The organism is Flavivirga spongiicola (assembly GCF_030540825.1).
In the GTDB taxonomy this organism is placed as follows: domain Bacteria; phylum Bacteroidota; class Bacteroidia; order Flavobacteriales; family Flavobacteriaceae; genus Flavivirga; species Flavivirga spongiicola.
Genome location: NZ_JAUOEO010000001.1, coordinates 2,250,547 through 2,266,443 on the forward strand (window position 1 = coordinate 2,250,547; position 15,897 = coordinate 2,266,443).

The following is a 15,897-nucleotide window of genomic DNA, read 5'->3' on the forward strand; positions in this document are numbered from 1 at the left end:
GGCCTTTGGCTATATGCCTAATATTATTCCAGATTCCGTTTATCATCAACTAAAACACGAAACAGATATAGATAAAAAACTGAATTTGATATATAATATTGGAATAACACATGTTCGTGCAGGAACAACAGATTCTATAGTATTCTATGCTAAAAAAATAGATTCGGTTATTTCTCATACAGATGAAAAACTAAATAATTATAATTCATATCAAATTAAGGCCAAAAGGCTTCTCGGTGATGGAATGTATATGAATGGGCTTTATGAAAATGCTCTTAAAGCGTATATAGAAGGTATTTCCATGGTCAAAAACTCTATAAAGTATTCAGAGTTAGGATGGTTGAAATTGGGCTTGGGAAAAGTGTACTTTCAAAAAGAGGATTATAAAAAGGCAGAAGCTCTATTTCAAGAATGTTCAAAATCTATTAAAGATAATGAGCTAAATACACAGGCAAACTATTGCTTAGGAGCTTTGAAGTATATGCAGAACAATATAGCTGAGGCTACTGTGTTTTTTGATGAAGCCTTAGCTAGTTCAGAAAAATCTTTAAAACTAATTTTAAAAATAGAATTATATAAAGGACTTATAGCGTGGGAAAAAGAAAAACTAAATGAATCCTTAGATATTTTTAAGAGCGTTATGGATCGTAGTTTGGAACATAACTATTATGACCTTTATATTGAAGCGGTTTTAAATTTTGGAAAAATATACACAGAGCTCGGCAGGTATGAAGATGCACAGATAATACTCTCCATGGCTTATACCAATGCCATACAATGGAACCGCTTTGAACTTCAAAAAAAGATAATAAATGATTTGCGACGTGTTTTTTATGCAAAAGGTGATTATAAAAATGCTTATAATCTATTGACCCAATATTTGAATGTTTCTAATAAGGTTTTAAAACAACAGAATAGCATAGTCATCAAAGATTTGGAATACAAATACCAAACTTTACAGAAAGAGAAGGAAATAAGTCGCCAAAAAACGATTAAACAAGCATTTTTATATGGGTTCTTAGCTCTTTTAATTCCTGTTTTGGCTTTACTTTATGTTTACTATCAAAAATTACAGACACAAAGTCAACTGAATACAAAACAAAAAGAATTAAACAACCGTAAAATAGCATCTCTTTTAAGTGAACAGGAACTAAAATTAGCAAGAACATCCCTAGGTGCTCAACAAGAGGAAAGAACCAGAATAGCTCAACAATTACACGACAGTATTGGAGGTAATTTAGCAGGAATCAAATTACGAATGTCCAACATGAAAAGTTTGAATAAAGAGGGTCAGGAAGTCATACTCCAAGTTGATGAAACGTATGAGTTGGTTCGTAACATTTCTCATGACCTTATCCCTAAAAAGTTTAATGAAAATGCTTTTACGGCACTTATAGATGGATATGTTCAAAGCATAAAACAAAATGTAGATTTTTCAATAGCTTTTTTAACACATCCTGAGGAAAAAATAAACAATTTATCTGAAGCGGTTAAAATACAAATCTACCAGATTATTCAAGAGCTATTTACTAATACCATAAAGTATGCAAATGCAAAAAACGTTGATTTGCATCTTACTATTTATGAAAAAATGTTTCAGTTGTTATTTGAAGATGATGGTACTGGCTTTAATGTAGAGGAAGCACAAGGCGGCATAGGGCTTTCCAATATAAAAAATAGAATAGAGCAGCTTAATGGAAAGTTTGTCATAGATAGTGCTCTTAATAGAGGTACGGTAGTTACTATTGAAATACCTTTAGATGAAAAAGCATGAAAATTTAGATTGTTAATGCAGATGAAGGTCTCTATTTAGAGACAATGTAGATATACTTGGAGAATTAAATAGCCACATAAAGGTAAAACACACCATATCCTTTTTATATTATTGTGAGCCGAGTACTTCTGTTCTTAACACGAAAACTGTAATTTCGTAAGATGAATTTATCGTATTGGGAAATAAAAAGCTGGTTGACTAATGTGGATTTTACCATTGTAGGTAGTGGTATTGTTGGTTTAAATTGTGCTTTAAATTTAAAGGAACGCTTTCCTAAAGCCAATATTTTAGTACTGGAAAGGGGTGTTTTACCCCAAGGAGCGAGTACTAAAAATGCCGGATTTGCTTGCTTTGGTAGTCTAAGCGAAATTCTTGAAGATTTAAAATCACATACTGAAGCTGAAGTTTTAGAACTCGTAAAAAAAAGAATGGTTGGTCTGCAATTATTGCGTAGAACTTTAGGGGATAAAACGATTAACTATCAAGAACTTGGGGGCTATGAGTTTTACAAAAGAAGATAGTTTATTGGAGCAATGCCTTTCAAAAAAAACAGACATCAACAAGTTACTTCAACCTATATTTAAAGATGATGTATTTAGCGTAAGGCCTAATAGTTTTAAATTTCAGAATATAGAGAACAAATATATTTTCAATCAATTTGAAGGACAAATTGATACAGGAAAAATGATGGTATCATTAACACAATTGGTGTTAAAAAAGGGAATAAAAATTCTTAACAATATGACTGTTAAAAGTTTTTCAGAAAATATCAATACGGTAAAAATAAAAACCAATCAATTTGAGTTTTCAACATCTAAGCTATTAATAGCTACTAATGGTTTTGCATCGCAATTATTAGGTGAAAATGTAAAACCAGCTCGCGCTCAAGTGTTAATTACGAAGCCTATTAAAAACCTTCATATAAATGGGACATTTCATTTAGATAAAGGTTATTATTATTTTAGAAATATTGATGATAGAATATTGCTTGGCGGTGGTCGACATCTTGATTTTGAAGGAGAAGAAACGATAGAATTTAATCAAACAATTTTAATCCAAAATAGATTGGAGGCGCTTTTAAAAACAACTATTTTGCCAGCAGCTAGTTTTGAAATTGATCATAGGTGGAGCGGTATTATGGGATTGGGCAATCAGAAAAAAGCAGTTGTAAAACACATATCAAACCATGTGTTTTGTGGTGTTCGTTTAGGAGGTATGGGTGTTGCTATCGGGAGTTTAGTCGGAAAAGAATTAGCAGATTTAGTCTAAAACAATTCTACGAGGCTAGCCTCGTGGTTTCTGTTGGAATTGTCATTCCCGCCTTTCGACTTTAGTTTATACTGAGTGTAGTCGAAGTACTCAAGACAAACTCCAGCGGGGATCTAAGTAAAAAGGAATCTTAAAAATAAAAAATCAAGTTGATAAAGCGTTTTTTTAAATTTATATTTAAAATTATATTATGGTTCTTTATAGTATCTATAGGATTAGTTTTTCTATATAAATGGGTGCCTGTCCCTATTACGCCTCTTATGGTTATAAGACATTTGGAAAACTCAGATGTTAAGAAAGAGACTCTTTGGAAACATGATTGGGTGTCGATTGATGCTATTTCTAAAAACTTACAGTTAGCAGTTATTTGTAGTGAAGATCAAAACTTTTTAATCCACAAAGGATTTGATATAAAAGCGATTGAAAAAGCTTATGAGAATAATAAAAAAGGTAAAAGATTAAAGGGCGCTAGCACGATCACGCAGCAAACGGCAAAAAATGTTTTTTTATGGCCCCAACGTAGTTGGTTTCGTAAAGGATTAGAAGTCTATTTTACTTTTTTAATTGAATGGGTATGGACCAAAGAACGTATCATAGAGGTCTATTTAAACAGTATAGAAATGGGTCATGGGATTTATGGAGCAGAAGCTGCATCGAAGTATTGGTTTAAAAAACCAGCAAGTAAATTATCACAGTTAGAAGCTGCTGCCATTGCTGCTATTTTGCCAAATCCGAGAGTTTACAAAGCAAATCCGGCATCAAACTATATTCAATCCAGAAAAACTTGGATTGTAAAACAAATGAACTATTTTGGGCCGCTAGATTATCTTAAGAATGAATGATGGAAAACCCCTTAAAAATTAAAGAAGATCTCTATTCGCAATGTTTGGATGTTATAAATAGTAGATTTCAAACCATACAGAATACTATAAACGAAATTCAAGTTTCATTAACTTCAGAAACTAAAAGCAGTGCAGGAGATAAGCATGAAACGGGACGTGCTATGCTACAGTTAGAACGCGAAAAGGCAGGGAACCAATTAGCCGAAATTCAAAAAATCAAAGAAATTCTATTTAAAATAGATATTTCTAAAACATTAAAGGTCATAGGTTTAGGAAGTGCCGTTTATACCTCTCAATCTAATTATTTTATTGCGATTAGTGTTGGAGAATTAACTATTGACGGTGTTCGGTTTTATGCTATTTCTCCCAGTACACCAATTGGACAGTTGTTGATTGGAAAAAGGGTTGGAGAAGAAGTAGTATTTAGGGAGCAGAAATTTATAATCAATCAGATTAGTTAAAAATGAAAAAGCAGACTAACTCTCGCCAGTCCACTTTTTTTCTATGAATTGTTCTGTTTTAAGAATAGAATAAGTTCGCTTATAGATTCTAAATTCCAAGCATTATTTATCTTTTATTTCGTTTTCCCATTTCTAAGATTTATTTTTCCTTCAAAAAAACCAAGTGATAATGGTTACAAAACCAGTAAGCATTGAGATTAAAACGAAAATAAAACAACCAATAATTATATAGCCTGCTAACTCATCTTTCCAAGTTTGATTATGCTCTTCTTTAACAGGTTCTAATATTTCAGCTTTTGTTTTATGTACAAGTTCAATAAAAGAAAATTGAAAATCAGAATCCTTAATAAGCTCTTTGAGAGATAAATTAAAGACCTCTTTTTTATTTTCAATAAATACTCTGCTATCCATTTCTAAACTCGCTTCAAGAAGCTTAGTTGCATAGAGCTCCAAGCCTTCTTTGTTTGCTTTTACATAACAAGTTTCATCATCATTATAAAAAAAACCTAAATAGGCATTTTCTTTTAAGTTAGTTTCCTTTAATTGCTGAATTACAGCACGTAATCCTGGAGTATTCATTTTCTATTTCTTTTATCTTGTCGTCTTTTAATTTTCCAAGGTGCATTTTTCTGCCAATCGCCTGCCATAATGCAACCATATGGCATCACTTCGTCAATGACAGTTCCTAAACCGTATTCATCCATTTGATTTCTAACTGCCTTTGCACTTTTGTAGGCACTAGGCAATTCTGTAATATCAATTTCTTTAGAGAAAAACCGAACATCTAAACCTTTTGTTTCCTCTTTAAAAATTTGCATAATGGTTCCTGTTTTGCTCTTTCTGTGTTGTGTTCTACTTACATTTCTACCTGCTCCATGAGGCGCGAATCCCAAATTGGTTTTGGTAGTAGATCCCTCAACAATTAATACAGGTTCACTCATATTTAACGGAATCAACCTCGGGCCGGTAATATCTGGCATAAACTTAGCGTCTAAAGGTGTTGCTCCCTTGGCATGGTAAAATAAGTCACCATCCTTAAATACAAAGTTATGCTCGTTCCAGTATCTGTTTTCAATATCAATTTCTAAAGTTTCAGCTACTGAATTATGAATCACTTCATGATTGACCTTTGTCCAATCTCTTATGACTTGCAAAGCACTCCAATATGATTGACCTTCCTCAGTTTCAAAAGGAATCCATGCGTTTTGTTTTTTAGTATCTGGAGATAGTTCTTTTCTAAAACGTTCAGCGATTTTCATCCCCTTAGTATACAATCTTGCTCCCGGACCTCTGGACCCATGATGTGTAACTAACATGGTGTTTCCTGTTTTTTTAGAGATTCCAACAAACAAAAAATGGTTGCCATCACCTTGCGTTCCTAAATGAGATCTCGCAATCTGAATCATATTTCCATCATTCAAAAAGTAGTTTGCTTCAAAAGCGTCCAATAATTCCTTCGGAAATCTAAACTGTGAATTTCTATCTCGTCCGCCAGGGCCAAAATGAGTGTTAGCATGTGCTGTATCTAAGATGTCTTTTGGGTTTGCTTTGCCAAAATCTGTTAGCATCACCGAGCAACAGATATCGGCACTATGCATGCCTGGGTGAATGGCATTTTTCGCCACCGCAACACCGCCAACTGGAATCGTTCCGTCAGGACCTGCTGGACAAGCATCTGGCATAATAGCTCCGTCAACTAAAGTTGGTGTTTTCATTAAAGTCTGCATGGAGTTGATTACTTTAGAAACATTGTCTTCTTCCAATTCGTTTTCTGCTTTGATATTAATTGAAAAATCAATTGGTTTCTCGTGTAGCGCTATTGGATCCGGTGACTTAAATTGTTCTAAATAGGTTGTTATTGCCTCATTTTCGAGTTTGTTTTCGTTTATATATGTAATGGCTTCTTTCATCCATTTGCCTTGTCTAAATCCTAATGCGATTAAATCGTATCCTGTAATTTTAGTATGTGTTTTCATAATTTATTTTTAATGACACTACAAATGTTATAGTGTATTACGCAATGTTTTTGCGTAGCTTAAAGTTTAATAAAACCTGCAAGAGTTTTTATTAAACTTGCAGGCTTATTCTATTTATTCACAGAGAAAATATCTTTTAACTGTTCAATCACATTGCCGTTCCCAGCAACTGTAATTTCTCCAATTTTGTCGGCAATTTTCTCAACATATTCCATCTCTTTCAATTTGAACAACATGGTGTTGTCTTCCATTAATTTTGCAGTATTTAATAAGCTTCTTGTAGAAGCTGTTTCTTCACGTCTTGTTACCACATTGGCTTGCGCTTTTTTGTGTGCGATCAATACTTGGTTCATGATATCTTTCATGTCGCCTGGTAAAATGACATCTCGCATACCTGTGTGTAATACATTAACACCTAATTTGGTTGCTTGCATTTTTACATCTTTTAAAACTGCTTCAGCAATGGTTTCTTTTTGCTCTAACAATTCATCCAATGTGTAAGCGCCTACAAATGCTCGTAATGCTAATTGCAATGTGATGTATAATTGCTTTTCGTAATCTTTGTTTCGCATCAAAGCTGTTTCAATATCTGTGACTTTGTATTGTGCATAAAAGTTAATACGAACGGTTGCTTTGTCTTTAGTTAACAATTCCTGACCAGCTATTTCTAATTGCAATTGACGCATATCTGCTTTCACTATTTTAATGGTTTGCTCGTTTTTCCAGAAATGATATGTGCCATGTTCAAGGGTTTTAACGAACTCGTCGTCGACAACCATGATAGCTTTTTCGTAAGCTGCAACTTCAAATACACGAATATATGGACGCAATTGTATGTTGTTAAACAATGCTTTGCTAATATCTTCGATGATGTCAATTTTGCCCAAATCGGCAGTCTCAAATTTATAATCAATCAAGCTATTCCAAAAGGTATAGCGACCAGCGGTCAATAAGCGTTTGAAGTTACTGTTTTCGTAAACCAAAACAATCTCATTATCTTTTACTTCGATGACGATTAACATTTCGGACAAAGCTTGATCTTTAAGTAAGATCTCTAATGCCTTTGGTGCTTGAAATGGAACGGTCAAGTCATATTTTATAACGCGCTCACTAAATCTTATCCAATGTTTTCCAGCGGTAATAACACGAGCGTAATTACCATTTTTAAACACTAAACCTACAAAACCTGCATGAATTCTTACTTTTTTCATGATTTCTAATTTTTTGTTCCGCTGTTTCTTTTTTTACTTCGGAACGATTAAACATTTATAATAGAATTCTCTTATGAGAATGACTATTCTGAGTTAAAACAAAGCAAAAGAAAACGATCTTTCTAACTACGGAAATACAAGTGATTAAAAGTATTTCAAGAGTCGTTTTTAGAGATGTTTTGTCAATTTGATTTGTGATAGGTTACCATTCTCTTTTGACAAATGAATCCATAAAAAGGAAATTTAAAACGATTTGTAATACAACTGTATCTCAAGGTGTTTTCTGGACTGCTCAAGCAACAAGTTGCTTGTGCTGGTTTAATTTCACTTTGTTTTTGCCGTTTAAAGTGCGACCCACTTGGTGGTCTATTTTTAAAAGTGACCTTCTTTGTAAAGATGGATTTTGAGTCCATTTCAAACTGTAACCTAAATACAGTGCGTCTGCCAGTTTCGCCATCACGCATTTGCGTGAGTAGGATTCGAACCTACACTTGAATCTATTGTTCTAACCAGACTGAACTATCTCAAATTGATGAGAGTGGGAATCGAACCCACGACCGATAGATTGGTGATTATTATTTGGCAAATAACCGAAGCCTTCAAGTCAAGTTGAATATAAAAACCTTATACTAAACAGTAAGGATTTATACAATAGTGTTATACCGAAACACGTAACAAGACTTGCTTGATGTGGAAGTAGTAGGACTTGAACCTACATGTTCATAATGAAATCAGATTTACAGTCTGACGAGCCAACCAATTGCTCAATACTTCCAATTTAATATTTTAATGAACGTTTTCTATTAAACCCCACCAGCGTCCGCGTCTGGTGGAGTGCTACTACCAAAGTCTAACTAATAAGACTTCTTTATGATTACTCTGCAAATATTTTATACTATTGCGCAATGTTTTTGCGTAATAAATATTGTTTTACTTTTTTTTCTTCTTGCACTTCTTTTTCTTAGAAGTGTTTTTCTTTGGCTTTACTTTGTCTTTTATTCTGCTAATTTCATTATTGATATAGCTTATAAAAGAGTCGTTATACCCAAATGTTTTTGCTTTTTTATATGCTTTTATAGCGGCTTTGTATGCTTCTTTTATTTCAAAAAGCTGACCTTGTTTGTCCCAAATAGCACCTTTATCTATGCCTTTTACGGTTAATGCAAAGTCTATTAATTTTTGAGCTTCATCCAGATCGTCATTCCATAATAGGGTTTGAATATATTTTGGATATACCTTTTGAAAATCCATTTTTGATGCCAAAGCTTCAGCGAAATACAACTTTGCTATTTCAAAATCTCCAATTTTTTCAGCTTGTAATTTCCCCATTAAGAAAAGTGCGTAAGCATTATTGGATTCGTATGATAAGGCGTAGTTTAAATTTTCTACTGTTTCTTCTAAATCGTATGGATAAGCATCGATGGCTTTTAGCACATAGTTGTTTAACAAATGTGTGTCCATTGTTTTAATTTTAATAAATTGTTTTGTAAAGTTTTTTAAGATTCAATTTCATGAATTGAGTCTTTTGACTTTAATTTTAAACTGTTTTTGGAAAATGCTTAGCAGAATTACTAACGACTGAAAACAAAAAATCCGAAACAGTTTTAAGTTGCTTCGGATTTTTCATTTATAATTTGAAAAGTTTATCTAACGATAATCACGAAGCATCACAAAAGGCACTATGCCCTTCGGATTGTCTTGATATGATATAAATAAACACATAGCTTCGATTTTAGTTAAACTTGTTTTTTTGCTTTATTGCGATGCAAAGATTTAGATTTATTTTTCAATTTTCAAAATTTATTTTTTTGTTTTCTAAAAAATCGAGCTCTTAATACGTAGTATTAACTTTTTTTGAAAAAAGCAACATAAGCCTCGAAATAATTTCAAATTTCATCATTTTTTGTATTTACGCATATTTATTGCGTAGTAATTTTTTACTTTTATTTCAACTTAATTTTTTAGTAAAATGGCTTCTAACAAAAATGCATTAATTCGTTACAAAACCATAGATAAATGCCTTCAAAATAACTTTAGACAATGGACGCTTGGCGATTTGATTGAAGCTGTTTCTGATGCACTCTATGAATATGAAGGAAAAGATATAGACGTGAGTAAGCGAACAGTACAGCTGGACTTGCAAATGATGCGCAGTGATAAGTTAGGATACAATGCGCCAATTGTAGTTTATAATAGAAAATTTTATAAGTATGATGATGAAAATTATAGCATCACGAATAGCCCTATTTCTAATCAGGATTTAACCAAACTATCGGAAGCTGTTTCGTTTTTAAAACAATTTCAGGGCTTTTCTCATTTTGCTGAATTGGGAAGTATGGTACAGAAACTAGAAGATCATGTTTATACTCAAAAAACACAGGAAAAATCTTTGATTGACTTTGAGAAGAATGAAAATTTAAAAGGTTTAGAGTTTTTAGATGAACTCTATCAATTTATATTAAAAAAACAAGCGATAGAAATCACTTATCAGTCATTTAAAGCACGACAGGAAAGCACATTTACTTACCATCCATACTTATTAAAAGAATTTAGAAATCGCTGGTTTATAATTGGTAAGCGCAAAAAAAATGAAGGTTTAATGAATTTGGCTTTAGACCGAATCATTTCAATCAAACGAAGTGAAAAAGCCTTTGTTTTTGATACTGGTTTTAATTCTGAAATCTACTATAAAAATGCCATTGGAGTTTCAGTAAGCCCCAATTTAGAACCCGAAACAGTTTTGCTTTATGTGAATCATAAACATGCACCTTATGTGCTTACGAAACCTTTTCACCATTCCCAAAAGGAGGTGAGTCGAGATAATTATGGTGTCACAATTTCTTTAGAGGTTCAGTTGAATTTTGAATTGGAGAAAGAAATACTAGGTTTAGGTGAAGGCGTGAAAGTGATTGCTCCCGAACGTTTAAAACGAAACATTAAAGAGCGGCTATATGACGCTGTAGACGCCTATGAAACTGAAATTAGTGACAAAAACCTGAGAACGATTGCAAAGCGATTAGAGTATAAAGGTTTTGGGATCTTAAACCATGTGTATTCAAAACGAGATATCAGAAAACTTAAAACCAGATTTGATACTTATATTAAACAAAATGAAGAACAGGTTTTCGGCATGCGTGAAGTACTTTTAAAGATACCAGAATTAAAAGACATTTTATTCAATAAAAACTTCAGAAAACTAATAAAATCGATTGATAAAGAGGTGTTTTTAACGAAAGCTATTTATTTTGATAAATCGCCTAAAGATAATTGGTATGTTACATGGCATCAGGATATCCCGATTAATGTTGCAGAGAAAATAGAAACTAATGGTTTTAGTTGCTGGACTAATAAAAAGGGTGTGATTAGTGTGCGACCACCAGAAGTGGTTTCTAAAAACACATTTTCAATGCGTATTCATTTAGATGATACTACTGTAAAAAATGGTGCGCTAAAAGTCATTCCAGGCTCACATAATAAAGGATTAAATGATGCCGAAATCAAGTTGATAACAGCTAACTCCATTCCTTTTGTTAGTGAGATAGGTTCTGGAGGTGTTCAATTATTAAAACCGTTATTACTACATGCTTCCTCTGAGACTACAGTTCAGAAAAGACGACGTGTATTACATTTAGAGTTCTCCTCAATTGAATTGCCAAATGGATTGCAGTATGCCGAAAAAGAAGTATTGTGAGTGTTTTATTTATTAGATAATGTCTATGACATTGGTAATATTTCTATTGCTTTTCCATAAACATTTTTAGTCCATCCGTTAATCCTACCGTGATTATTGCCAATTAATAAGCCGCGTTTGTTATTTTTTCCTTTTACAAGATGTGTAAAGCAATGGCCTCTAACTTTGCAGTAAACAATATCTCCTGTTTCGCAATCTTCCCATCGAATAGGTTTCAGTTTTACAGGTTGTTTAGACTTTAGCAAAGGTAACATAGAATTACCGGGTTCTTTTGAAATAATGGTTTCCCCATTTTGTAGTTTTTGAATTTTCCAATTCATAATATTTAATTTTAAATGTTATGTAAGACATTATTGCCTTACATAGCTTTCAAAATTTATCAAAAGAAAGTTTCAATGAACTAATGCAAAGATATAGAAAATGAGTTTAATATCAGGCCTGATTTAAAAACACAGTTTTTCCTTTTTTAAGTTGTGTACCATGCTCAAAAAACACGATTTCACCATTTAAATCAGCTTCAATTAAATAGAAATACCCTTTATAATATGATTGTTTTACTATGGCTTTTAATTCTGATTTATCAACAGTTTTTAACTGATTAGCATAAACAATCTCACCATTTATTTCATTAAACTCTCCAAAGAAAGAAGCTATCAACTTGTTTTTTGGATTATCGTATAAATGTTTAGGTGTGTTATTGGCTAAAACTTCAGTGTTATGTAATACAATCATATGATCAGAAAAAGACAAAACATCATCTTTATCATGCGTAGCAACAATACAGGTAATGTTCTTTTCTTTTAAATACTTAAATAAGCTTCTGCGTAAGGACTGTTTTTTAAAGTTGTCAATATGGCTAAAAGGTTCGTCCAATAAAATGATTTCAGGTTGTTTGGCAATGGCTCTTGCCAGAGCAACACGTTGCTTTTGGCCACCACTTAATTCTTTAACTTTCGTTTTTGCAAAAGGATTTAATTCAACAACATCTAATAATTCGTTAATGCGCTCTTGTTTTTCTTCTGGGAAGAAATTAGAGAGGAAAGCACCAATATTTTCGGAGACAGTAATAAAAGGCATCAGGTCGAATTCCTGGGCAACATATTTCATGAATTCCGGACCAATGATAAGATTATGTTTAGGGCCTAAAATTTCAGAATCATTCCAAAAAATATGCCCTTCATCTAAATCGTAAGTGCCATAAAGTAACTTTAAAAGGGTGCTTTTTCCTGAGCCACTTTCACCAATGATAGAAACATGATCACCTGCTTTTACATGGAAGCTAATGTTTTCTAGAACCGCTTGTTTTTTATAGCGAAAGCATATGTTTTTTACTTGTAGCATATTCTAAATAGACCTGACAGGTTTTTAAAACCTGTCAGGTCTGGTAGAATTTAAATTGATTTTATCCTTTTATTTTCTCTTTAGTTTTTGTCGGTAACACTTCAAAGCCCATATTGTATAAAGTAAAACCAAAAATATCGGCATATTGCTCAATCGTTTTGCTAACAGGTGTTCCGGCGCCATGACCAGCATCGGTTTCAATACGTATTAAAGTAGGATTATGACCTGTTTGTTTACTTTGTAATTCGGCAGCAAATTTAAAACTATGTGCAGGGACAACACGATCATCATGGTCTCCTGTAGTTACTAATGTTGCGGGGTATTGTACACCTGCTTTTACATTATGCACCGGTGAATATCCTATTAAGTATTCGAACATCTCTTTGTTTTGTTCTGCTGTTCCATAATCATAAGCCCAACCAGCACCAGCGGTAAAGGTATGGTAGCGAAGCATGTCTAGTACGCCAACAGCTGGTAAAGCCACTTTAGCTAAATCTGGACGTTGGGTCATCGTGGCTCCGACTAATAAGCCGCCATTAGAGCCGCCTCTTATAGCCAAATAATCGGAAGATGTATACTTATTTTCAATGAGATATTCGCCTGCGGTAATAAAATCGTCAAATACATTTTGCTTTTGCAGTTTGGTTCCTGCATCATGCCACGCCTTGCCATATTCACCACCACCACGAAGATTTGGAACTGCTAGAATACCACCTTGTTCCATCCAAACGGCATTGGTAATACTAAATGAGGGATTTAAGCTAATGTTGAATCCGCCATAACCAAACAATATGGTCGGGTTTTTGCCATTTAACTCGATACCCTTTTTATGAGTAATTATCATAGGAACTTTAGTGCCATCTTTTGATGTGTAGAATACCTGATTACTTTCATAATCGTCACTATTAAACTCTATAGAAGGCTTCCAATACAATTCAGATTCGCCTGTTTCAATATTCAATTTATAAATACTAGAAGGTGTGTTGTAGTTTGTAAAAGAATAATAATCTGCTTTTTCTTCTTTTTTACTACCAAAACCATTCGCGTTTCCAGCCCCAGGTAATTTGATATCTCTAATTAATTTACCGCTATAGTCATATTGCATTACTTTAGAAATGGCGTCAACCATATATTCAGTAAAAAAGTATCCTCCACTTGTTGATGGGCTTAAGACATGTTTAGTTTCTGGAATGAGATCCACCCAATTTTCCGGAGTTGGATTGGAAGCATCAACAGTAACTATTTTTTTATTTGGCGCATTAAGATTGGTGACCAGAAATAATTTGCTGCCTTCATTCTCAATGATATTGGTGTCACTGTCTGTATGATCTAGAACAGTAATTAATTTGCTGTTAGGAACGGAAAGGTCTTTTATATACAATTTATTTCCAGAGGTAGAGACACGAGGTGCAATAACTAAATAATTATCATCTTCGGTGACATTCGCATATATATAGCGATGTTTCTCTTCCTTGGTACCTCCAAAAATCAAAACATCTTCTTTTTGCAGCGTGCCTAATTTATGGTAGTATACTTTGTGCTGATCTGTTTTTGCTGAAAGTTCACTGCCTTCTGGTTTATCGTAGCTGGAATAGTAAAAACCTTCATTTTTATACCAGGATATTTGGGTGAATTTCACATCTATAAGTGTGTCTTCTATGATTTCTTTGGTTTCAGTATTCATGACAAGAATTTTTCTCCAATCACTGCCACCTTCCGAAATAGAATACGCTAAAATGCTGCCGTCTTTTGAAAAACTGGTGCCTCCTAAAGATACCGTGCCATCTTTAGAAAAAGTATTAGGATCTAAAAAGACTTCAGGTTCACCATTGTTTTTTTTTCTATGTATCACACTTTGGTTTTGTAAACCGTCATTTTTAGAAAAGTAAGTGTAATCGCCCTCAACAAAAGGGGCACTAATTTTTTCATAATTCCATAAACTTGAAAGACGTTCCTTTAGTTCACTTCTAAACGGAATATTATCTAAATAGCCATATGTTGTTTTGTTTTGTGTTTTAACCCAAGCTTCAGTTTCAGGGCTTTTGTCGTCTTCTAACCAACGATATGGATCTTTTACTTCTACATTAAAATAGGTGTCTATAGTATCTACAACCTTTGTTTCAGGGTAATTCACAAGTACAGCTTTTTTTTCTACGTTATTTTTTTTACAAGCCACTAATATTAAGAGGATTAAAAGGTTTGTTATTGTTTTTTTCATGACGAATGTGTTTTAAGCTTTTCAAAAATAAACAAAATCATTTACGTATACTGTTAATGTTTATTGTATTCGCACGAATATTAGTGATGTTTATTATACCTTTAAACCTTCTAAATAAATTATAAAAAAGCAATGAAAAAAAAGATTTTCTTTCTACTATTAAATGTTGTTTGTTTTAGTGTATTTTCTCAAGTAGAAATAACAGAAAACGAACTAAAAGACCATATATTATTTTTAACCTCAGAAGTAAATGGAGGAAGATATCCAGGAGGCAAAGCGAACAAACGGGTTGTAAAATATATAGAAGGCGAATTTAAAAAAATCGGTGTTATCCCCATTAAAAAGAAGTATAAACAACCCTTTAAAGCGGCATTGCGTGTAGAAAAAGGAATTGATAAGAAACCCATTGTAAAAACATGTAATGTTATTGGCTTTATTGAAGGGAGCGATCCTATTTTAAAAAATGAATATATTGTCCTAGGAGCTCATTACGATCATTTAGGCCTCGGAGGGCCATCGTCTAAATCGGATAAAAAAAACACGATACATTATGGAGCTGACGATAATGCCAGTGGTACTGCTGCATTATTAGAAATAGCCGAAAAAATAGCATCTCAACAACAACAATTAAAACGAAGTGTTTTGTTTATTGCTTTTGGAGCTGAAGAACAAGGCTTATTAGGAAGTAAATATTTTGTAGAAAATCCATTAGTCCCTATATCTCAAATTAAATTAATGATTAATATGGATATGGTTGGAAGATTAAATGACCAAAAACAGGTTTATATGGGAGGTGCAGGCACATTTCCTGATGGCGTAAATTTTATGTCAGAATTAGGAAAGTCGTTAGGTTTAAACCCTGTAGTACATGCAGGTTCTGTTGGCGGATCTGATCATGTGTCTTTTTATAAAAAAGAAATTTCTGTTTTAGGGATGCACACTGGTGGACATCCACAATATCATACTCCTGAAGACACCATCGATTTAATAAATATTAAAGGCGAAAAACAGGTTTGCGAATATATTTATAAAACCATTATGAAACTTGCTGCCACGACTTATAAGATGACATTTATTAAGCAAGATTGAATACCATAAAAAAAGCCCTTGTTTA

The 15,897-nt window shown here is 33.1% G+C and carries 12 protein-coding genes, 2 tRNA genes and 1 pseudogene; 6 read left to right on the forward strand and 9 right to left on the reverse strand.

The window, feature by feature from the left end:
* The first annotated feature begins 13 nt into the window (after positions 1 to 13).
* From Q4Q47_RS08970 to Q4Q47_RS08985, 4 genes and pseudogenes are all read left to right on the forward strand, one after another.
* A complete protein-coding gene (locus Q4Q47_RS08970; protein WP_303306321.1) occupies positions 14 to 1,774 on the forward strand; it encodes a tetratricopeptide repeat-containing sensor histidine kinase in 1,761 nt (586 codons plus the stop codon).
* A gap of 161 nt (positions 1,775 to 1,935) precedes the next feature.
* Positions 1,936 to 3,043, forward strand: a pseudogene (locus Q4Q47_RS08975) (NAD(P)/FAD-dependent oxidoreductase).
* Between the two features lie 149 nt (positions 3,044 to 3,192).
* A complete protein-coding gene (gene mtgA, locus Q4Q47_RS08980; RefSeq protein WP_303306322.1) occupies positions 3,193 to 3,885 on the forward strand; it encodes a monofunctional biosynthetic peptidoglycan transglycosylase in 693 nt (230 codons plus the stop codon).
* Complete coding sequence (locus Q4Q47_RS08985) at positions 3,882 to 4,346, forward strand: hypothetical protein (RefSeq protein ID WP_331497699.1); 465 nt, start codon at positions 3,882 to 3,884, stop codon at positions 4,344 to 4,346. The genes mtgA and Q4Q47_RS08985 overlap by 4 nt, the downstream gene beginning before the upstream one ends.
* 150 nt (positions 4,347 to 4,496) lie before the next feature.
* Here Q4Q47_RS08985 and Q4Q47_RS08990 read toward each other — a convergent pair whose 3' ends face one another.
* The 6 genes from Q4Q47_RS08990 to Q4Q47_RS09015 all read right to left on the reverse strand — a co-directional run bounded on the left by Q4Q47_RS08990 (position 4,497) and on the right by Q4Q47_RS09015 (position 8,994).
* On the reverse strand, positions 4,497 to 4,925 hold the full coding sequence (locus tag Q4Q47_RS08990) for a hypothetical protein (protein WP_303306323.1): 429 nt from the start codon (positions 4,923 to 4,925) through the stop codon (positions 4,497 to 4,499).
* Positions 4,922 to 6,322, reverse strand: coding sequence for an RtcB family protein (locus tag Q4Q47_RS08995; RefSeq protein ID WP_303306324.1), 1,401 nt, complete (start codon positions 6,320 to 6,322; stop codon positions 4,922 to 4,924). Before Q4Q47_RS08995 ends, Q4Q47_RS08990 begins: the two co-directional genes overlap by 4 nt.
* A 110-nt stretch (positions 6,323 to 6,432) precedes the next feature.
* Positions 6,433 to 7,533, reverse strand: a complete 1,101-nt coding sequence (locus Q4Q47_RS09000) for a slipin family protein (RefSeq protein ID WP_303306325.1) — start codon at positions 7,531 to 7,533, stop codon at positions 6,433 to 6,435.
* Between the two features lie 464 nt (positions 7,534 to 7,997).
* Positions 7,998 to 8,062, reverse strand: a tRNA-OTHER gene (locus Q4Q47_RS09005).
* A 162-nt stretch (positions 8,063 to 8,224) separates the two neighbouring features.
* Positions 8,225 to 8,308 (reverse strand) — tRNA-Tyr (locus Q4Q47_RS09010).
* A 155-nt stretch (positions 8,309 to 8,463) separates the two neighbouring features.
* A complete protein-coding gene (locus Q4Q47_RS09015; RefSeq protein WP_303306326.1) occupies positions 8,464 to 8,994 on the reverse strand; it encodes a tetratricopeptide repeat protein in 531 nt (176 codons plus the stop codon).
* Positions 8,995 to 9,502: 508 nt separating this feature from the next.
* Here Q4Q47_RS09015 and Q4Q47_RS23705 point away from each other — a divergent pair.
* The gene (locus Q4Q47_RS23705; RefSeq protein ID WP_331497700.1) at positions 9,503 to 11,224 is read left to right on the forward strand and encodes a WYL domain-containing protein; all 1,722 of its coding nucleotides are present in this window, start codon (positions 9,503 to 9,505) and stop codon (positions 11,222 to 11,224) included.
* Between the two features lie 23 nt (positions 11,225 to 11,247).
* On the opposite strand, the gene Q4Q47_RS09030 is transcribed toward Q4Q47_RS23705, so the two are convergent.
* The 3 genes from Q4Q47_RS09030 to Q4Q47_RS09040 all read right to left on the reverse strand — a co-directional run bounded on the left by Q4Q47_RS09030 (position 11,248) and on the right by Q4Q47_RS09040 (position 14,783).
* Positions 11,248 to 11,544, reverse strand: coding sequence for a hypothetical protein (locus Q4Q47_RS09030; protein WP_303306327.1), 297 nt, complete (start codon positions 11,542 to 11,544; stop codon positions 11,248 to 11,250).
* Positions 11,545 to 11,656: 112 nt separating this feature from the next.
* On the reverse strand, positions 11,657 to 12,565 hold the full coding sequence (locus Q4Q47_RS09035; protein WP_303306328.1) for an ABC transporter ATP-binding protein: 909 nt from the start codon (positions 12,563 to 12,565) through the stop codon (positions 11,657 to 11,659).
* Positions 12,566 to 12,626: 61 nt separating this feature from the next.
* Entirely contained in the window at positions 12,627 to 14,783 is a 2,157-nt protein-coding gene (locus Q4Q47_RS09040; protein WP_303306329.1) for a prolyl oligopeptidase family serine peptidase, read from the reverse strand.
* A gap of 132 nt (positions 14,784 to 14,915) precedes the next feature.
* Between Q4Q47_RS09040 and Q4Q47_RS09045 the strand changes: the two genes are divergently transcribed.
* Positions 14,916 to 15,872 (forward strand): M28 family metallopeptidase, encoded by a 957-nt coding sequence (locus Q4Q47_RS09045; RefSeq protein WP_303306330.1) that lies wholly within the window; start codon positions 14,916 to 14,918, stop codon positions 15,870 to 15,872.
* The last annotated feature ends 25 nt before the right edge of the window (positions 15,873 to 15,897 follow it).

Excerpts from the sequence above, each read along its gene's own strand:
- Q4Q47_RS08995 (WP_303306324.1), bottom strand. The coding sequence starts at position 6,322 with ATGAAAACACATACTAAAATTACAGGATACGATTTAATCGCATTAGGA.
- Q4Q47_RS09015 (WP_303306326.1), bottom strand. The coding sequence starts at position 8,994 with ATGGACACACATTTGTTAAACAACTATGTGCTAAAAGCCATCGATGCT.
- Q4Q47_RS09030 (WP_303306327.1), bottom strand. The coding sequence starts at position 11,544 with ATGAATTGGAAAATTCAAAAACTACAAAATGGGGAAACCATTATTTCA.
- Q4Q47_RS09035 (WP_303306328.1), bottom strand. The coding sequence starts at position 12,565 with ATGCTACAAGTAAAAAACATATGCTTTCGCTATAAAAAACAAGCGGTT.
- Q4Q47_RS08970 (WP_303306321.1), top strand. The coding sequence starts at position 14 with ATGCCTAATATTATTCCAGATTCCGTTTATCATCAACTAAAACACGAA.
- Q4Q47_RS08985 (WP_331497699.1), top strand. The coding sequence starts at position 3,882 with ATGATGGAAAACCCCTTAAAAATTAAAGAAGATCTCTATTCGCAATGT.
- Q4Q47_RS09000 (WP_303306325.1), bottom strand. The coding sequence starts at position 7,533 with ATGAAAAAAGTAAGAATTCATGCAGGTTTTGTAGGTTTAGTGTTTAAA.
- Q4Q47_RS09040 (WP_303306329.1), bottom strand. The coding sequence starts at position 14,783 with ATGAAAAAAACAATAACAAACCTTTTAATCCTCTTAATATTAGTGGCT.
- Q4Q47_RS09045 (WP_303306330.1), top strand. The coding sequence starts at position 14,916 with ATGAAAAAAAAGATTTTCTTTCTACTATTAAATGTTGTTTGTTTTAGT.
- Q4Q47_RS08990 (WP_303306323.1), bottom strand. The coding sequence starts at position 4,925 with ATGAATACTCCAGGATTACGTGCTGTAATTCAGCAATTAAAGGAAACT.
- Q4Q47_RS23705 (WP_331497700.1), top strand. The coding sequence starts at position 9,503 with ATGGCTTCTAACAAAAATGCATTAATTCGTTACAAAACCATAGATAAA.